We start from the raw sequence: 13,708 nt of genomic DNA, 5'->3' as shown, positions 1-13,708 counted from the left end.
TTATCCCTGGGGGCGGACCACTCCAGCGGGGGCACTCCAGTGCCGCTTGCCGTCCTTGCGCACCACGATCTCCGCCCTGTATGCGACGGTACCATCCGCCCGCTTGCGCTCATATATGTGACCCACGTGTCCCCCAAGCCTCTCCACTTGTCCCCCATGTGGGGGACAATCACCGGCTGACGGGGAAAATTAAGGTTTTTCGAGGCCGAACGACGCATGACGCATCACGCCGAAGCTGCCGCAAAACAAGGGAAACCCTTGCTGCAAAGCGCCGCCCGCCTGTCGGTCGCGCCGATGATGGACTGGACCGACCGGCACTGCCGGTACTTTCATCGGCTGATGTCGCGCCGGGCGCTGCTCTACACCGAGATGGTGACCTCGGCGGCGCTGGTGCGGGGCGGGGCGCGGCGGCTGCTGGACTTCGACGCGGCCGAGCATCCGGTGGCGCTGCAACTCGGCGGCTCGGACCCGGCCGAGCTGGCGCAGGCAACGCGGATGGGCGCGGACGAGGGCTACGACGAAGTCAATCTGAACGTTGGCTGCCCGTCGGACCGGGTGCAGTCGGGAACCTTCGGTGCCGTGTTGATGCGCCACCCCGACGTGGTGGCCGAGTGCGCCGCGGCCATGATAGCGGCTTGCAATGTCGAGATCACGGTGAAGTGCCGCATCGGCGTCGACGATCAGGCGCCTGAGGATGTGCTGCCGGATTTCCTGGAGAAGGTGCGGGCGGCTGGTGTGCGGCGGGTGACGATCCACGCACGCAAGGCGTGGCTGCAGGGCCTGAGCCCGAAGGAGAACCGCGACGTACCGCCTCTGGACTATCCGCTGGTGGCGCGGATGAAGGCGGTGTTCCCCGAGCTTCACATCTCGGTCAATGGCGGGATCGGCTCTCTGGACGCGGCGTGCGGTTTCCTGGACCAGGGGCTCGACGGGGTGATGATCGGGCGCGCCGCCTACCATGATCCGGCGGGCGTGCTGCTTGACGCGGACCGGCTCATCTGGGGCGATGCCTCGCCGCTTTCCGCCCCGGAAGAGGCGGTGGAGGCGATGCTGCCTTACATCGACCGCCACGTTGCCGCCGGAGGGAAGCTGCACCAAGTCACGCGCCACATGCTGGGCGCGTTTTCCGGGCGGCCGGGCGCGCGCGCCTGGCGGCGCATCCTGTCCGAAGGGGCGCACCGGCCCGGCGCGGATGCACGCCTTGTGCGCGAGGCGCTGGCGGCCGTCACCGGCGTCGGGGTCGAGTCCGCCGCCTGAAGAAGGCGCGCCGCCCCGAAGGGCGGCGCAGTCTCAGGCTGAGGCGCGGGCCTGGCGCTTGCGCTCGTGCGGATCGAGGAACCGCTTGCGCAGACGGATGGCGTTCGGCGTCACTTCGACCAGTTCGTCGTCGTCGATGTAGGAGATCGCTTCTTCCAGCGACAGCCGCACCGGCGGGGTCAGGCGCACTGCTTCGTCCGTGCCCGAGGCGCGGACGTTTGTCAGCTTCTTGCCCTTGAGCGGATTCACTTCCAGGTCGTTGTCGCGCGAATGCTCGCCGATGATCATGCCCTCGTAGACCGGCTCCTGCGCGCCGATGAACATGCGGCCGCGATCCTCGAGGTTGAAGAGCGCATAAGCGACCGAGGTCCCGTTCTCCATCGAGATCAGCACGCCCGCACGGCGGCCCGGGATCGGGCCCTTGTGCGGCGACCATTCATGGAACACGCGGTTGAGCACGCCCGTGCCCCGCGTGTCCGTCAGGAATTCGCCGTAATAGCCGATGAGCCCGCGGGATGGGACGTGGGCCACGATCCGGGTCTTTCCGGCACCGGCCGGCTTCATCTCGACCAGATCCCCCTTGCGGGCACCAGTAAGCTTTTCGATCACGGCACCGGAATAGTCGTCGTCGACGTCGATGGTGACTTCCTCGATCGGCTCCATCTGCTGGCCGTCCACGTCGCGGAACAGCACCTGCGGGCGGCTGATCGACAGCTCGAATCCCTCGCGGCGCATGTTCTCGATCAGGACGCCCATCTGGAGTTCGCCGCGGCCCGCGACCTCGAATGCCTCGCCGCCCGGCGTGTCGGTGACGCGGATGGCGACGTTCGACTCGGCCTCTTTCATCAGGCGTTCGCGGATCACGCGCGACTGGACCTTCTTGCCGTCCCGACCGGCCAGCGGGCTGTCGTTGATGCCGAAGGTCACGCTGATCGTCGGCGGGTCGATGGGCTGGGCGGGCAGGGGGGTGTCCTTGGCAAGCGCCGAGATGGTGTCGGACACGGTGGCCTTCGACATGCCGGCGAGGGTGACAATGTCACCGGCCTGCGCCTCGTCGATGGGCTGCTGGCCGAGGCCGCGGAAGGCGAGGATCTTCGAGACACGGAACTGCTCGATCTTCTGGCCCATGCGGCTGATCGCCTGCACCGTCGCGCCGGTCTTGAGCGTGCCCGACTCGACGCGGCCGGTCAGGATGCGGCCCAGGAACGGATCGGCGCTGAGCGTGGTGGCGAGCATCTGGAAGGGCTCTTCCGCATGCGCGATCTGCTTGGGCTTGGGCACGTGGTTGACCACCAGCCGGAACAGCGCATCGAGGTCCTTGCGCGGGCCGTCAAGCTCCTCGTCCGCCCACCCGGAACGGCCCGAGGCGTAAAGGTGCGGGAAATCGAGCTGGTCGTCATCGGCGCCAAGGTTGGCAAAGAGGTCGAACACCTCGTCGAGCGCGCGATCGGGCTCGGCATCGGGCTTGTCGACCTTGTTGAGCACGACGATCGGGCGAAGGCCGAGCGCCAGCGCCTTCGAGGTGACGAACTTCGTCTGCGGCATCGGACCTTCGGCGGCGTCCACCAGCAGGACCACGCCGTCGACCATCGACAGGATGCGTTCGACCTCGCCGCCAAAGTCGGCGTGGCCGGGCGTGTCGACGATGTTGATCCGCGTGCCTTTCCACTCGACACTGGTCGCTTTGGCGAGGATGGTGATGCCACGCTCGCGCTCGAGATCGTTGGAGTCCATCGCGCGCTCGGACACGGCCTGGTTCTCGCGGAACGCACCGGACTGTTTCAGAAGCTCGTCGACGAGCGTGGTCTTGCCATGATCGACGTGTGCGATGATGGCGATATTTCGCAGATCCATTGGGTCAGCCTTCTTGGGATTGCGCTGGCCTTACAGCGCAACCCGCGGAAAGGCCAGCCCCAAGCGCCGGGGGCGCGGGTCAGTCGTTGCGGCCCACAGGGACGTCGGGCGCGCGGTCGTCGCCGAAGTCGCGGTCCTCGGCGTACACGTCCTCTCCGGGCGGAATGGAACGTCCGCTTTCCACAATGTTGGCGTTGTCGCGGAAGTCGTCCATGTGCGCATCCGCCGGCATCTCGCCCATGAGCCAGGCGTCGATCTGTTCGTTCGCCTCGTTCTGGGTCAGGTCATGGACCTTCGACAGGTAGTCCACGAAGCGGTCGCGGCGCCCGTCGACTTCAAGCAGGTCATCCTCGTCGGTCATCGGCCAGCGCTGCTCGATCCGCTCGAGGAAGGCGGGCCAGTTCTGCTGGACCGTTTGCCATTGCATCTCGCGCATCTCCTTCTTCTTGCCTCGCCCAATGCGGGCTGACGGGGCCGGTTCCGTCTTCTGGGCTCACATATTCGGCGCGTCGTTGAGGACCATGGTGCGCGCCAAGAAATTGCGATCCGGTAAAGGGGGCGGACGCCGCACGGCCTCCGCCCCAAAGGCTCACTCCGTCTGCCACCAGACGTCGGGCAGAAAGCCGATCCAGTCGCCGTACATGGCCACCTTGTCGGGGTAGGTGACGTCGGCGGAGTGCGCCAGCCGCGACACCGGCGAGTGCCAGATCGGGATGACGTAGCGCCCCGTGGTCAGCACCCGGTCCAGCGCCTTTACGGCTGCGACGAAGTTTTCCTGGGTTTCGGCGGTCAGCATCTCGTCGATCATCGCCTCGGCGGCTTCGCTTTTCATGCCCATCCAGTTGCGCGAACCGGGCGTCTCCGCCGCCTCGGCCGACCAGTAGAGCATCTGCTCGTTGCCCGGGCTCAGCGACAGGCCGCGGCGATAGAAGGCCATGTCGAAGTCGAAGTCGGTCGTGCGCTCCTTGTACTGCGCGCTGTCCACGACGGTGATCTGGGGCGCGATGCCCATCCGCTCGAGCGCCGAGGCGAAGATGTCGATCATCTGCTGCGTCTCTGTCGCGCCCTGGCTCAGCAGGATCTCGAAGGTGAAGGGTTCGCCGTCCTCGTTCACCATGCGGCCGTTCTCGATGGTCCAGCCGGCCTCGGCCATCAGCTGCATCGCCCTGCGGATATTGCGCCGGTTGCGCTCCGTGCCGTCAGAGGCCGGCAGCTCGTAACCTTCCAGCGCGCCTGGGAACAGCTCCGCCTCGTAGGGCTCCAGCAGGTCGCGCACGCGGCCCTCGGCCGGGCCGTCCTCCATGCCCAGCACCGAGTTCGAGAAGTACGAGGTGATGCGAGGCTCTTCGCCGCCGTTCAGCGTTTCGTTCATGAACTCGAAATTGAATGCGTGCATCATCGCCTCGCGCACGCGCCAATCCTCGAACGCAGGGTTGCGCGTGTTCATAACGAACCCGCTCATCCCGGTAGGCCGTTCGTGCGGGATCTCGGCCTTGATCACCTCGCCCGAGCGCACGCGGGGGAAGTCGTATTGGTTCGCCCACGCCGCGGCGTTGCCTTCGCGATAGGCGTCGATCTCGCCGGCCTTGAACGCCTCGAACACAACGTCGCCGTCGCCGAAATAGTCGTAGCGGATCTGATCGAAATTGTGCTGTCCGCGCATGATCGGCACGTCGGCGCCCCAGTAGTCGGTATCGCGGTCGAGTTCGATGAAACGCCCGGGCTCGAAGTCGCCGATCACGTAGGGACCCGAACCGATGGGCACGATGTCGATGCCGGAGTCGTCGAATTCGCGTCCCTCCCACTGCGCCTTCTTCAGAATGGGGCGCAGGCCCAGGATCAGCGGCAGTTCACGGTCGGCGGTGTTGAAGGTGAAGCGTACGGTGCGCGGGCCCGTCTTCTCGGCCGTCTCGACCTTGTCCCACGCGCCGCGGTAGCGGGGGTGCCCCTCGGTGCCCAGCGTCTCGTAGGACCAGATGACGTCTTCGACCGTCACGGGGCTGCCGTCCGAGAAGGTCGCATCCTCGCGCAGGGTGAATTCGACCCATTCACGGTTCGGCCCCGTCTCGACCGATTCGGCCAGAAGGCCGTAGAGCGTGAAAGGTTCGTCCCAGCTTCGCCCCATAAGGCTTTCGAAAACATAAATGCCGACGCCGTAGGGCGCGCGGCCTTTTACGATGTGCGGATTGAGGCTGTCGAAGCCGCCGGCCTCGCCGAAGGTGATCTGCCCGCCCTTGGGCGCGTCGGGGTTCACATAGGGCAGGGACACAAAATCCGGTGGCAGGGCGGGGTCGCCGTACATAGCGATGCCATGCTGCGGTTCGGCCTGAGCCAGGCCGGCCGCCAGTACCGCGGCTGCGACCGCCGTCCCGCCGCGGAGAAGGGCGAAAAAGTGCGTGTTCATTCGGGCGACAATCCCTCTGCTCGCTTGTTTGTCGGGACCCGACGGTACGCGCCGCCCCCCGCCTTTTCAAACTTTTACCTTGGACACCGGCAGCGGAACGCGTATAAAGGGGTCACTGCTCGATAGGTTTCTTGCCTGTATGAAACCTGCCTCAACAACTTGACGCCCGCCTCGTGCGGGCGTTTTTTTTGTTCAAATGGCAGTCTCCCGGACCCGCGGCAGCCGCCTTTATCCGTTCCCTTCGCACCCGCGGCATGTAGAAACGGGGGTAAGGCAGACAGAGGAAAGGGAGTGGCCATGGGCCTGCAGGGAAAGACCGCCGTCGTCACCGGATCGAACTCGGGCATCGGCCTGGGGATCGCGCAAGAGCTGGCGAAGGCCGGCGCGAACGTTGTCCTGAACTCCTTCACCGACCGGGAAGAGGATCACCAGCTTGCCGAGCGGCTGGGCAAGGAGCACGGGGTCAAGGCGCGCTACATCAAGGCCGACCTCAGCCGCGGCGACGAGGCGCGCGCGCTCGTCGAGCAGGCGGGCACCTGCGACGTCTTGGTGAACAACGCCGGCATCCAGCACGTCTCGCCCATCGACGAGTTCCCGGTCGAGAAGTGGGACCAGATCATCTCGATCATGCTGAACTCGGTCTTCCACACCACCGCCGTGGCGCTTCCGATGATGCGCAAGGCCGGCTGGGGCAGGGTGATCAACATCTCGTCGGCACACGGGCTGACGGCCTCGCCCTACAAGTCGGCGTATGTTTCCGCCAAGCACGGCGTCGTGGGCATGACGAAGGTCGTCGCGCTCGAGACGGCGGAGCAGCCGATCACCGCGAACGCCATCTGCCCCGGCTACGTCATGACGCCGCTGGTCGAGGCGCAGATTCCCGACACGATGGAAAAGTACGGCATGGACCGCGAAACGGTGATCCGCGAGGTGATGCTTGAGCGTCAGCCGTCGAAGCAGTTCGCCACGGTCGAGCAGCTGGGCGGCGTTGCCACCTTCCTGTGCTCGGACGCGGCGGCGCAGATCACCGGCACGACGATCAGCGTCGACGGCGGCTGGACCGCTTTGTAAGGCCGCTCGCGCGGCGACGACGGGAGAGGCCGATGGTCAAGCGCATCAACCTCGCGCTGCAGGGCGGGGGCGCGCACGGCGCCTTCACCTGGGGCGTGCTCGACCGCCTGCTGGAAGAGCCCGAGATCGAGATCGCCGGGATCTCGGGCACCTCGACCGGGGCGCTCAACGGCGCGGCGCTGAAGGCCGGGCTGGTGGACGGCGGGCGCGACGGGGCAAAGGCCAACCTGGCCTGGCTCTGGGGACAGGTCGGGGCGCTGAACGACATGCGGCTGACCAACTGGATGGCCGCGTTCTCGCCCGCGCCCGGCATGATCAGCAAGGCGCTGGAATATTCGTTGCCGTTCTCGCTTGCCGACGCGACGACCCGGCTGATGAGCCCGTATTCCTACGGCCCGCTCTATCAGAACCCGCTGGATCGCATCGTGCGCAACTTCCGCTTCGACGAGATCTGCGCCGAGGCCGGACCGGAGCTGCACATCTGCGCGACGAACGTGCGCACCGGCAAGATCCGCGTCTTCACCGGCGGCGCGATCACGCCCGATGCGATCCTCGCCTCGGCCTGCCTGCCGACGCTGTTCCAGGCGGTCGAGATGCCGGGCGAGGATGGAGAGCGAATGGAGGCGTACTGGGACGGCGGCTATACCGGCAACCCGGCGCTATTCCCGCTGTTCGCGCCCGGGCTTCCGCGCGACATAGTGGTGGTCAACATCAACCCGCTCGAACGGGACCAGGTGCCGGTAACCTCGCAACAGATCCTCAACCGGATCAACGAGATCAGCTTCAACTCGTCGCTCTTGCGCGAATTGCGCGCGATCCACTTCGTCCACCGCCTTATCGCCGAGGGACGCATCCCTGAGGAGGCGATGAAGAACGTGCTGATGCACATGATCGCGGACGACGAGCTGATGACGGATCTCAGCGTGGCGACGAAGCTGGTGCCGTCGCCGACCGTGCTGGCGGGGCTCAAGCAGGCCGGACGCCGCGCGGCCGGACGGTTTCTCGAGGCGCATTACGAGGACATCGGCACCCGCCCCAGCATCGACCTCGAGGAAATGTTCGGCTGATCACTCCGCCGCGCGGGGCAGGGCGTCTGCCGGCTGTGTCGGGTCTTTCCGGTTGGGATAGACCAGCCCCGCCGAGATGACGAGCTTCGCTGCATCCTCGACCGTCATGTCCAGCTCGATCACGTCGCTCTCGGGAACGAACAGCAGGAAGCCCGAGGTCGGGTTCGGCGTGGTCGGCAGGAACACCGACAGCTTGCGGTCGCCCACCGGAATCGTCTCGTCGATCTCCCCCCGCGCGGTGGTCGAGATGAAGGCGATCGACCAGATGCCGCGGCGGGGATATTCCACCAGGCACGCCTTGTCGAACGAGGTCTCGGTCTGCGCGAAGACCGTCTCGGCGATCTGCTTGAGCCCGTTATAGACCGAGCGGACGACCGGCATCCGATCGACAAGCCCCTCGGCGAAGCGCAGCAGCGACCGTCCGATCAAGCCCTTGGCGAGGTAGCCAATGATGATCGTGAAGATCAGGAAGAAGATGACGCCGACGCCGCGCAGATTGATGCCGATATACTGCTCGGGCCGGAAGCGGTTGGGCACCAGCGGCAGGACGAAGGCATCGACCCATCCGACGACCGCCCAGATCAGCCAGAACGTCAGCCCGATAGGCGCGATGACCACGAGCCCGGTCAGGAAGTTCGCGCGCAATCGGGCCAGCACTGAGGGGCGCTTCTTCGGCGCGCTGTCGTCGGTCAATGGGTTGTTCATCTACGTCTGGTCACCCTTCGACCGGAAGTTAGGCGCTGGCCTCAGACGCTACAACGGCAGCACTCAGGGAGCACGATCTTTTGTCCTCAGGCTGCCGATTTCCTGTGCGATGGCAGCCCCCAGCCGCGCATTGTTCAGCACCAGCGCGATGTTCGCCTCCAGCGACCGGCCCTCGGTCAGCTCGAAGATCCGCTGAAGGAGGAACGGCGTGACGTCCTTGGCCGACACGCCCTGCGCCTCGGCCTCGTCCACCGCCTTAGCGATGACCGGGGCCAGTGTCTCGGCCGCGATCTCGTCGATCTGCTGGATCGGGTTGGCGACCAACTGCCCGCCACCCAGCCCCAGCGTGCCGCGCATGACGTGGGCGCGCGCGATCTCGGCGGCGGTGTTCATCCGCAGCGGCGCGCGCAGGCCCGACGAGCGCGACCAGAAGGCCGGGAAGTCGTCCTGCCCGAAGGCGATGACCGGCACGCCCAGCGTTTCGAGCACCTCGAGCGTCTTGGGCAGGTCGAGGATCGCCTTCGCGCCTGCGGCGACCACGCTGACCGGCGTCTTCGAAAGCTCTTGCAGGTCGGCCGAGACGTCGAACGTCCGCTCGGCCCCGCGATGCACGCCACCGATGCCGCCGGTGGCAAAGACCTCGACCCCGGCGGCGCGGGCGGCGATCATCGTGGCGGCGACGGTGGTGGCGCCGGTGCCCCGGCGGGCGAGACAGGCCGCCATGTCGGCGCGCGACAGCTTCGCCACGTCCGTCGCCTTGGCCAGGCCGTGCAGTTGCTCGGTCGTCAGGCCCGCATGCAGGGCGCCGTCGATCACGGCGATGGTGGCGGGCGTTGCGCCGTGGGCGCGCACCTCGGCCTCGACCCGCTCGGCCGTCTCGACGTTCTGCGGCCAGGGCATGCCGTGAGTTATGATGGTGGACTCGAGCGCAACGACGGGTGCGCCGGACGCGCGGGCCTCGGCGACCTCGGGGGACAGGACGAGCGGCAGGGTCATGAGGGGACGTCTCCTGATACGTAGTCGGCGGCGGCGCGCAGGGCCGTGTGCAGCGCTTCATCCGGGGACTCGCCGCGCCATTCGGCCGCGATATGCGCCGCCATGAACGTGTCGCCCGCGCCGGTGACGCGGGTGACGAGCACTTCGGGCGGGGCGGCGGTGCGCGCCCCGAAGGCGCCGTCCTCGGCCGCCGCGCGCCCGCCATTGGTCACCAGCACCCGATGCGCCCCGCGCGCGGCGAGCGCGGCGGCAGCCTCCTGCGCGCTGTCGAAGCGGCCCTGCACGATTAGGCCAGCCTCCTCGAGGTTCACGTAGAGCGTGGCGCGCGGATGATCGAGCAGCGGCAGCATCCTTTCGGCCTTGCCGGGCGAGGCCGGAGCGGCGCGCAGGTCGGCCGTGGCGAAGGCCGCGCTGCGGGCGATTTCGGCCAGCAGGCTTTCGGTCAGGTTTCCGTCGACGGCGATGGGCCCGCGCCACGGCGCGCCGGGACGGCCCAGGCCGCCCTCTTCGAGCGGACGCAGGATCTTGCCGCCCGCGGCCTCCAGCGAATGCGCGTCGGCAATGGCGGCGATCAGCCCGTTCGCGCCCTCGACCGCCATGTAGCGGTCGGTGGGCAGATCCTCGGAGCGGTAGACGTGATCGGTGATCATACCCAACCGCGCGCATTCGGCCACCAGTTCGTCGCCCTCGGCATCGCGGCCGACCGAGGTCAGCAGCGCCGGCGTCAGGCCGAAGCGGCGCAGCGTCATGGCGATGTTCATCGCCACGCCGCCGGGAATGCGCGTGATCCGGCCCGGCACGTCGGCGCCGATGCGCATGTGTGCGCCCGAGCGGCCGATCACGTCCCAGAGCACGGAGCCGATACACAGGATGTCTGGCGTGTCCTTCATACGCGGCTTGTGGCAAGGCAGGGCGATCCGGGCAAGCGGAATCGGGGCAGGGCGCGTCGGCCCTTGCGCCCCGTCCAGGACCGGTGTAGAGGCACGCCCACTTCACAGGCGGGGCTTGGGCCTTGCGGGGAGACATCCCGCAACGGTCCGCCGGTTGAGCCAAAAGCTCTGACGTCCCGCCGAGGCGCAAACCGGAAAGGAATGGACATGGCGCTCCCCGACTTCAATCTGCGTCAGCTGCTCGAGGCTGGCGTTCACTTCGGTCACCAGACCCAGCGCTGGAACCCCCGCATGTCGCCGTTCATCTATGGCGACCGGAACGGCATCCACATCGTCGACCTGACGCAGACCGTCCCGATGCTGGACCAGGCTCTGCAGGTGATCCGCGACACCGTCGCCAAGGGCGGCCGCGTGCTTTTCGTCGGCACCAAGCGCCAGGCGCAGAGGCCGATTGCCGACGCGGCCGAGCGCTGCGCACAGTACTACATGAACCACCGCTGGCTGGGCGGCACACTGACCAACTGGAAGACCGTGTCGCAGTCGATCCAGCGCCTCAAGTCCATCGACGAACAGATGGAGCAGGGCGCCGAGGGCCTGACCAAGCGCGAGCGTCTTTCGATGGAGCGTGACCGCGAGAAGCTGAACGCCTCGCTCGGCGGCATCCGCGAAATGGGCGGCGTACCGGACCTGCTGTTCGTCATCGACGTGAACAAGGAAGACCTGGCCATCGCCGAAGCCAAGAAGCTCGGCATCCCGGTCGTCGCCGTCGTAGACACCAACTGCAGCCCCGAGGGCGTTGACTACATCATCCCGGGCAACGACGACGCCGCACGCGCCATCGCCCTGTACTGCGACCTGGTCAGTCGCGCCGCGCTTGACGGCATGTCGGCCCAGCTGGGCGCCGCAGGTGTCGACATCGGCGCGCTCGAGGAAGCCGCGACCGAAGAGGCCGCCGAGGGCGAGACCGAGGTCGGCAACATCAGCGATGAGGGCGTGCACAACGACGCCGTCGCCAAGGATGCTCCGTACGAGCTGGAAAACAAGGAATAATACTCGGGCGCGGGACCTGTCACGGAACTGAAGCCGGGTGGCGGCGACGCCACCCGGAGCCCCAGGATATCTAATCGAGGAGAGCCCGGATCATGGCTATCACGGCTGCACAAGTGAAAGAGCTGCGCGACAAGACCGGCGCGGGCATGATGGACGCCAAGAAGGCGCTGACCGAGAACGACGGCAACATGGAAGCGGCCGTCGACTGGCTGCGCACCAAGGGCCTGGCGAAGGCCGCGAAGAAGTCGGGCCGCACCGCGGCCGAGGGCCTGGTCGGCGTCGCCGTCGACGGCAGCCGCGGCGTCGCGGTCGAGGTCAACGCCGAGACCGACTTCGTTGCCAAGAACGCCGAGTTCCAGGAGATGGTGTCGGCCATCACCAACGTCGCGCTCGGCGTGGACGATGTCGAGGCGCTGAAGGCGCAGGACATCGACGGCAAGAAGATCGAAGACGTCATCACCGATAAGATCGCCACCATCGGCGAGAACATGACCCTGCGCCGGATGGCCAAGGTCGAGGGTGAGACGATCGCGCACTACATCCACAACGCCGCCGGCCAGAACATGGGCAAGATCGGCGTGCTGGTCGCGATGAACGGCGGCTCGGTCGAGTTCGGCCGCCAGGTCGCCATGCACATCGCCGCCGCCAACCCGGCGTCGCTGTCGGAAGCCGACCTCGACCAGACGCTGGTCGAGCGCGAGAAGCAGGTTCTGACCGAGCAGGCCCGCGAATCCGGCAAGCCCGAGCAGGTCATCGAGAAGATGATCGAAGGCCGCATGAAGAAGTTCCTGGGCGAAGTGACGCTGCTGGGCCAGCAGTTCGTCGTGAACCCGGACCTGACGGTCGGCGAGGCCGCCAAGGAAGCCGGTGCCGAGATCAAGAGCTTCGTGCGTCTTGAAGTCGGCGAAGGCATCGAGGTCGAGAAGGAAGACTTCGCCGCCGAGGTCGCCAAGGCCGCACAGGGCTAAAGCCCCGGCATATCGAGCTATCGAAGGGCGGCCTCCAGGCCGTCCTTTTTTGGTGCATGATCCGAAAAAAGAAGCGGTGCAGCCCGGGCGAGCTGCACCGCTGATCTCCACGCCCGCCGGTTGGGGATGAGATGCGGGCGCATCGATGTGAGTAGTCCGCCGGGCCGATTAATAGGCGCGGCGGACCACGTCCGGTCTACCCGGTACCCGAAGAAGCCTTCCGTAATTGCGGGGTCTTCTGCGGGCGCTGTTCCATGGCCAAAGCCACCACTCACGGAACTTCCCAAACATGCCAGTTAACGCTCAGTAAAGAAAGTAGTGCATTCCGTACCTTCTGCAGCTTCCGTGCAACCCACTGGCCGTGATGCGCAGTCTTTTCCTATTATGACCAGCATTTACGCAAGCAACCTAACCCAAGCGGCCAAGTCATGTTCACGGGTCTGTGATCACTCTTCTTCGCTCCAGACGAAAATCTGGTGGTGCAGGCTCGCCTTTAAGACGGCTTGCGCTGTCGTGTCGACCTCGAGCTTTTCCCGAGCGAGTCGCAGATGCTTCTCGACCGTTGCAGGCGTGAGGCCCAGGATCTCGGCGATCTCGTGGGTGGCCTTGCCGTCGCGCACCCATTCCAACGCTTGTTTTTGCCGCTTCGTCAGCGTGCGGGCAGCATTAGCATGGGGCAGGGAGATCAGCTTGAGATGCGTGACCGTGTTCAGCACCTCGATCTCGCGGCCATGTTCGCGCCAGATCCTGTCCACGTCGTCCTGATCAAGTCCGGGGCGCGCCGCCAGCGCGATCGCGCCCTTGTTGCGCAGCGACGGGTCCGAGAACGAGATCGTATAGCCGGCCAGGACCCCGTGCTTCCGGTTCAGCGCGACGACATCGTGTTCCTTCTTGCTTAGATACTGCCAGTTGTCCGTAATCCATCGCCAACTGCACGCGCCGGTATTGCAAAGCGCCCAACGGGTCATTGGGGCGTACCGGAACAGACCTCTGGCGACATACGCCTCGGCATATTTATCGGTATGGTTTGTAAGGATGATCAGGTCGTTCGGGTTACCGAAGCTGTTCGAGGTTCGGAAACGCGTGAAACCGTAAAGCAAGCGGTCGAAGCCGTACTGTGCCATGGCCTCGACGTGGACCTGCCACGCCTCGCGCTGTGTCCGCGCGTGGGTAATGCGTTCGAGACAATCGATCATTAAGCATCCGGAAATGAGTTAAAGCACGCGCTTAAGCGCGTTTTCCGGACGCTAACTCAGCGGTATTCCGCTTGTCCAGACGAAGATGACTTGCAGGACATGTCGGTGCCGACGAGTCAATATTTACCATAATACTGATTACAAGACGAACGATTTGTAGCGGCAAAGCTAAAATGTCATCCATGAGCAAAGCAGAAGTGTCACTCTCGCCTGCTACGAGAACAGGCAGAGAGGTCGAGCATGGGATGGC

Annotated in this window: 12 protein-coding genes; 5 read left to right on the top strand and 7 right to left on the bottom strand. The window is 65.9% G+C overall.

Going from position 1 to position 13,708, the window contains the following annotated elements:
- The first annotated feature begins 258 nt into the window (after nucleotides 1-258).
- Nucleotides 259-1,257, top strand: coding sequence for a tRNA dihydrouridine(20/20a) synthase DusA (gene dusA / locus BM162_RS21515; protein ID WP_281243843.1), 999 nt, complete (start codon nucleotides 259-261; stop codon nucleotides 1,255-1,257).
- A gap of 33 nt (nucleotides 1,258-1,290) precedes the next feature.
- On the opposite strand, the gene typA is transcribed toward dusA, so the two are convergent.
- From typA to BM162_RS21500, 3 genes are all read right to left on the bottom strand, one after another.
- Entirely contained in the window at nucleotides 1,291-3,111 is a 1,821-nt protein-coding gene (gene typA, locus BM162_RS21510) for a translational GTPase TypA (RefSeq protein ID WP_093425844.1), read from the bottom strand.
- Nucleotides 3,112-3,190: 79 nt separating this feature from the next.
- Nucleotides 3,191-3,538, bottom strand: coding sequence for a CsbD family protein (locus tag BM162_RS21505; RefSeq protein ID WP_093425848.1), 348 nt, complete (start codon nucleotides 3,536-3,538; stop codon nucleotides 3,191-3,193).
- Between the two features lie 162 nt (nucleotides 3,539-3,700).
- The gene (locus tag BM162_RS21500; RefSeq protein WP_093425842.1) at nucleotides 3,701-5,515 is read right to left on the bottom strand and encodes an extracellular solute-binding protein; all 1,815 of its coding nucleotides are present in this window, start codon (nucleotides 5,513-5,515) and stop codon (nucleotides 3,701-3,703) included.
- 297 nt (nucleotides 5,516-5,812) lie between these two features.
- Here BM162_RS21500 and BM162_RS21495 point away from each other — a divergent pair, with 297 nt between their 5' ends.
- Together BM162_RS21495 and BM162_RS21490 are read left to right on the top strand one after the other, a co-directional pair.
- Complete coding sequence (locus BM162_RS21495; protein WP_093425840.1) at nucleotides 5,813-6,586, top strand: 3-hydroxybutyrate dehydrogenase; 774 nt, start codon at nucleotides 5,813-5,815, stop codon at nucleotides 6,584-6,586.
- Between the two features lie 32 nt (nucleotides 6,587-6,618).
- A complete protein-coding gene (locus BM162_RS21490) occupies nucleotides 6,619-7,653 on the top strand; it encodes a patatin-like phospholipase family protein (protein ID WP_093425839.1) in 1,035 nt (344 codons plus the stop codon).
- On the opposite strand, the gene BM162_RS21485 is transcribed toward BM162_RS21490, so the two are convergent.
- From BM162_RS21485 to BM162_RS21475, 3 genes are all read right to left on the bottom strand, one after another.
- Nucleotides 7,654-8,358, bottom strand: a complete 705-nt coding sequence (locus BM162_RS21485) for a DUF502 domain-containing protein (protein WP_093425837.1) — start codon at nucleotides 8,356-8,358, stop codon at nucleotides 7,654-7,656.
- 63 nt (nucleotides 8,359-8,421) lie between these two features.
- Nucleotides 8,422-9,354, bottom strand: coding sequence for a pseudouridine-5'-phosphate glycosidase (locus tag BM162_RS21480; protein WP_093425835.1), 933 nt, complete (start codon nucleotides 9,352-9,354; stop codon nucleotides 8,422-8,424).
- The gene (locus tag BM162_RS21475; protein WP_093425833.1) at nucleotides 9,351-10,244 is read right to left on the bottom strand and encodes a PfkB family carbohydrate kinase; all 894 of its coding nucleotides are present in this window, start codon (nucleotides 10,242-10,244) and stop codon (nucleotides 9,351-9,353) included. The genes BM162_RS21480 and BM162_RS21475 overlap by 4 nt, the downstream gene beginning before the upstream one ends.
- 207 nt (nucleotides 10,245-10,451) lie before the next feature.
- Here BM162_RS21475 and rpsB point away from each other — a divergent pair, with 207 nt between their 5' ends.
- Together rpsB and tsf are read left to right on the top strand one after the other, a co-directional pair.
- Complete coding sequence (gene rpsB / locus BM162_RS21470) at nucleotides 10,452-11,294, top strand: 30S ribosomal protein S2 (RefSeq protein ID WP_093425831.1); 843 nt, start codon at nucleotides 10,452-10,454, stop codon at nucleotides 11,292-11,294.
- Nucleotides 11,295-11,386: 92 nt separating this feature from the next.
- On the top strand, nucleotides 11,387-12,262 hold the full coding sequence (gene tsf / locus BM162_RS21465) for a translation elongation factor Ts (RefSeq protein ID WP_093425829.1): 876 nt from the start codon (nucleotides 11,387-11,389) through the stop codon (nucleotides 12,260-12,262).
- Between the two features lie 446 nt (nucleotides 12,263-12,708).
- Here the strand turns inward: tsf and BM162_RS21460 are convergent, their stop codons facing one another.
- Nucleotides 12,709-13,458, bottom strand: a complete 750-nt coding sequence (locus BM162_RS21460; protein ID WP_093425828.1) for a helix-turn-helix transcriptional regulator — start codon at nucleotides 13,456-13,458, stop codon at nucleotides 12,709-12,711.
- Nucleotides 13,459-13,708 lie beyond the last annotated feature (250 nt).

This window comes from Tranquillimonas alkanivorans (assembly GCF_900115595.1).
GTDB classification, from domain to species: domain Bacteria; phylum Pseudomonadota; class Alphaproteobacteria; order Rhodobacterales; family Rhodobacteraceae; genus Tranquillimonas; species Tranquillimonas alkanivorans.
The sequence above is the reverse complement of the archived record's forward strand: the minus strand, read 5'-3'. Positions and strand labels throughout refer to the sequence as shown.

Bases quoted from the DNA above. Each gene is read 5' to 3' on its own strand.
- typA (WP_093425844.1), bottom strand. From the start codon at position 3,111: ATGGATCTGCGAAATATCGCCATCATCGCACACGTCGATCATGGCAAG.
- BM162_RS21505 (WP_093425848.1), bottom strand. From the start codon at position 3,538: ATGCAATGGCAAACGGTCCAGCAGAACTGGCCCGCCTTCCTCGAGCGG.
- BM162_RS21500 (WP_093425842.1), bottom strand. From the start codon at position 5,515: ATGAACACGCACTTTTTCGCCCTTCTCCGCGGCGGGACGGCGGTCGCA.
- BM162_RS21495 (WP_093425840.1), top strand. From the start codon at position 5,813: ATGGGCCTGCAGGGAAAGACCGCCGTCGTCACCGGATCGAACTCGGGC.
- BM162_RS21490 (WP_093425839.1), top strand. From the start codon at position 6,619: ATGGTCAAGCGCATCAACCTCGCGCTGCAGGGCGGGGGCGCGCACGGC.
- BM162_RS21485 (WP_093425837.1), bottom strand. From the start codon at position 8,358: ATGAACAACCCATTGACCGACGACAGCGCGCCGAAGAAGCGCCCCTCA.
- BM162_RS21480 (WP_093425835.1), bottom strand. From the start codon at position 9,354: ATGACCCTGCCGCTCGTCCTGTCCCCCGAGGTCGCCGAGGCCCGCGCG.
- BM162_RS21475 (WP_093425833.1), bottom strand. From the start codon at position 10,244: ATGAAGGACACGCCAGACATCCTGTGTATCGGCTCCGTGCTCTGGGAC.
- rpsB (WP_093425831.1), top strand. From the start codon at position 10,452: ATGGCGCTCCCCGACTTCAATCTGCGTCAGCTGCTCGAGGCTGGCGTT.
- tsf (WP_093425829.1), top strand. From the start codon at position 11,387: ATGGCTATCACGGCTGCACAAGTGAAAGAGCTGCGCGACAAGACCGGC.
- BM162_RS21460 (WP_093425828.1), bottom strand. From the start codon at position 13,458: ATGATCGATTGTCTCGAACGCATTACCCACGCGCGGACACAGCGCGAG.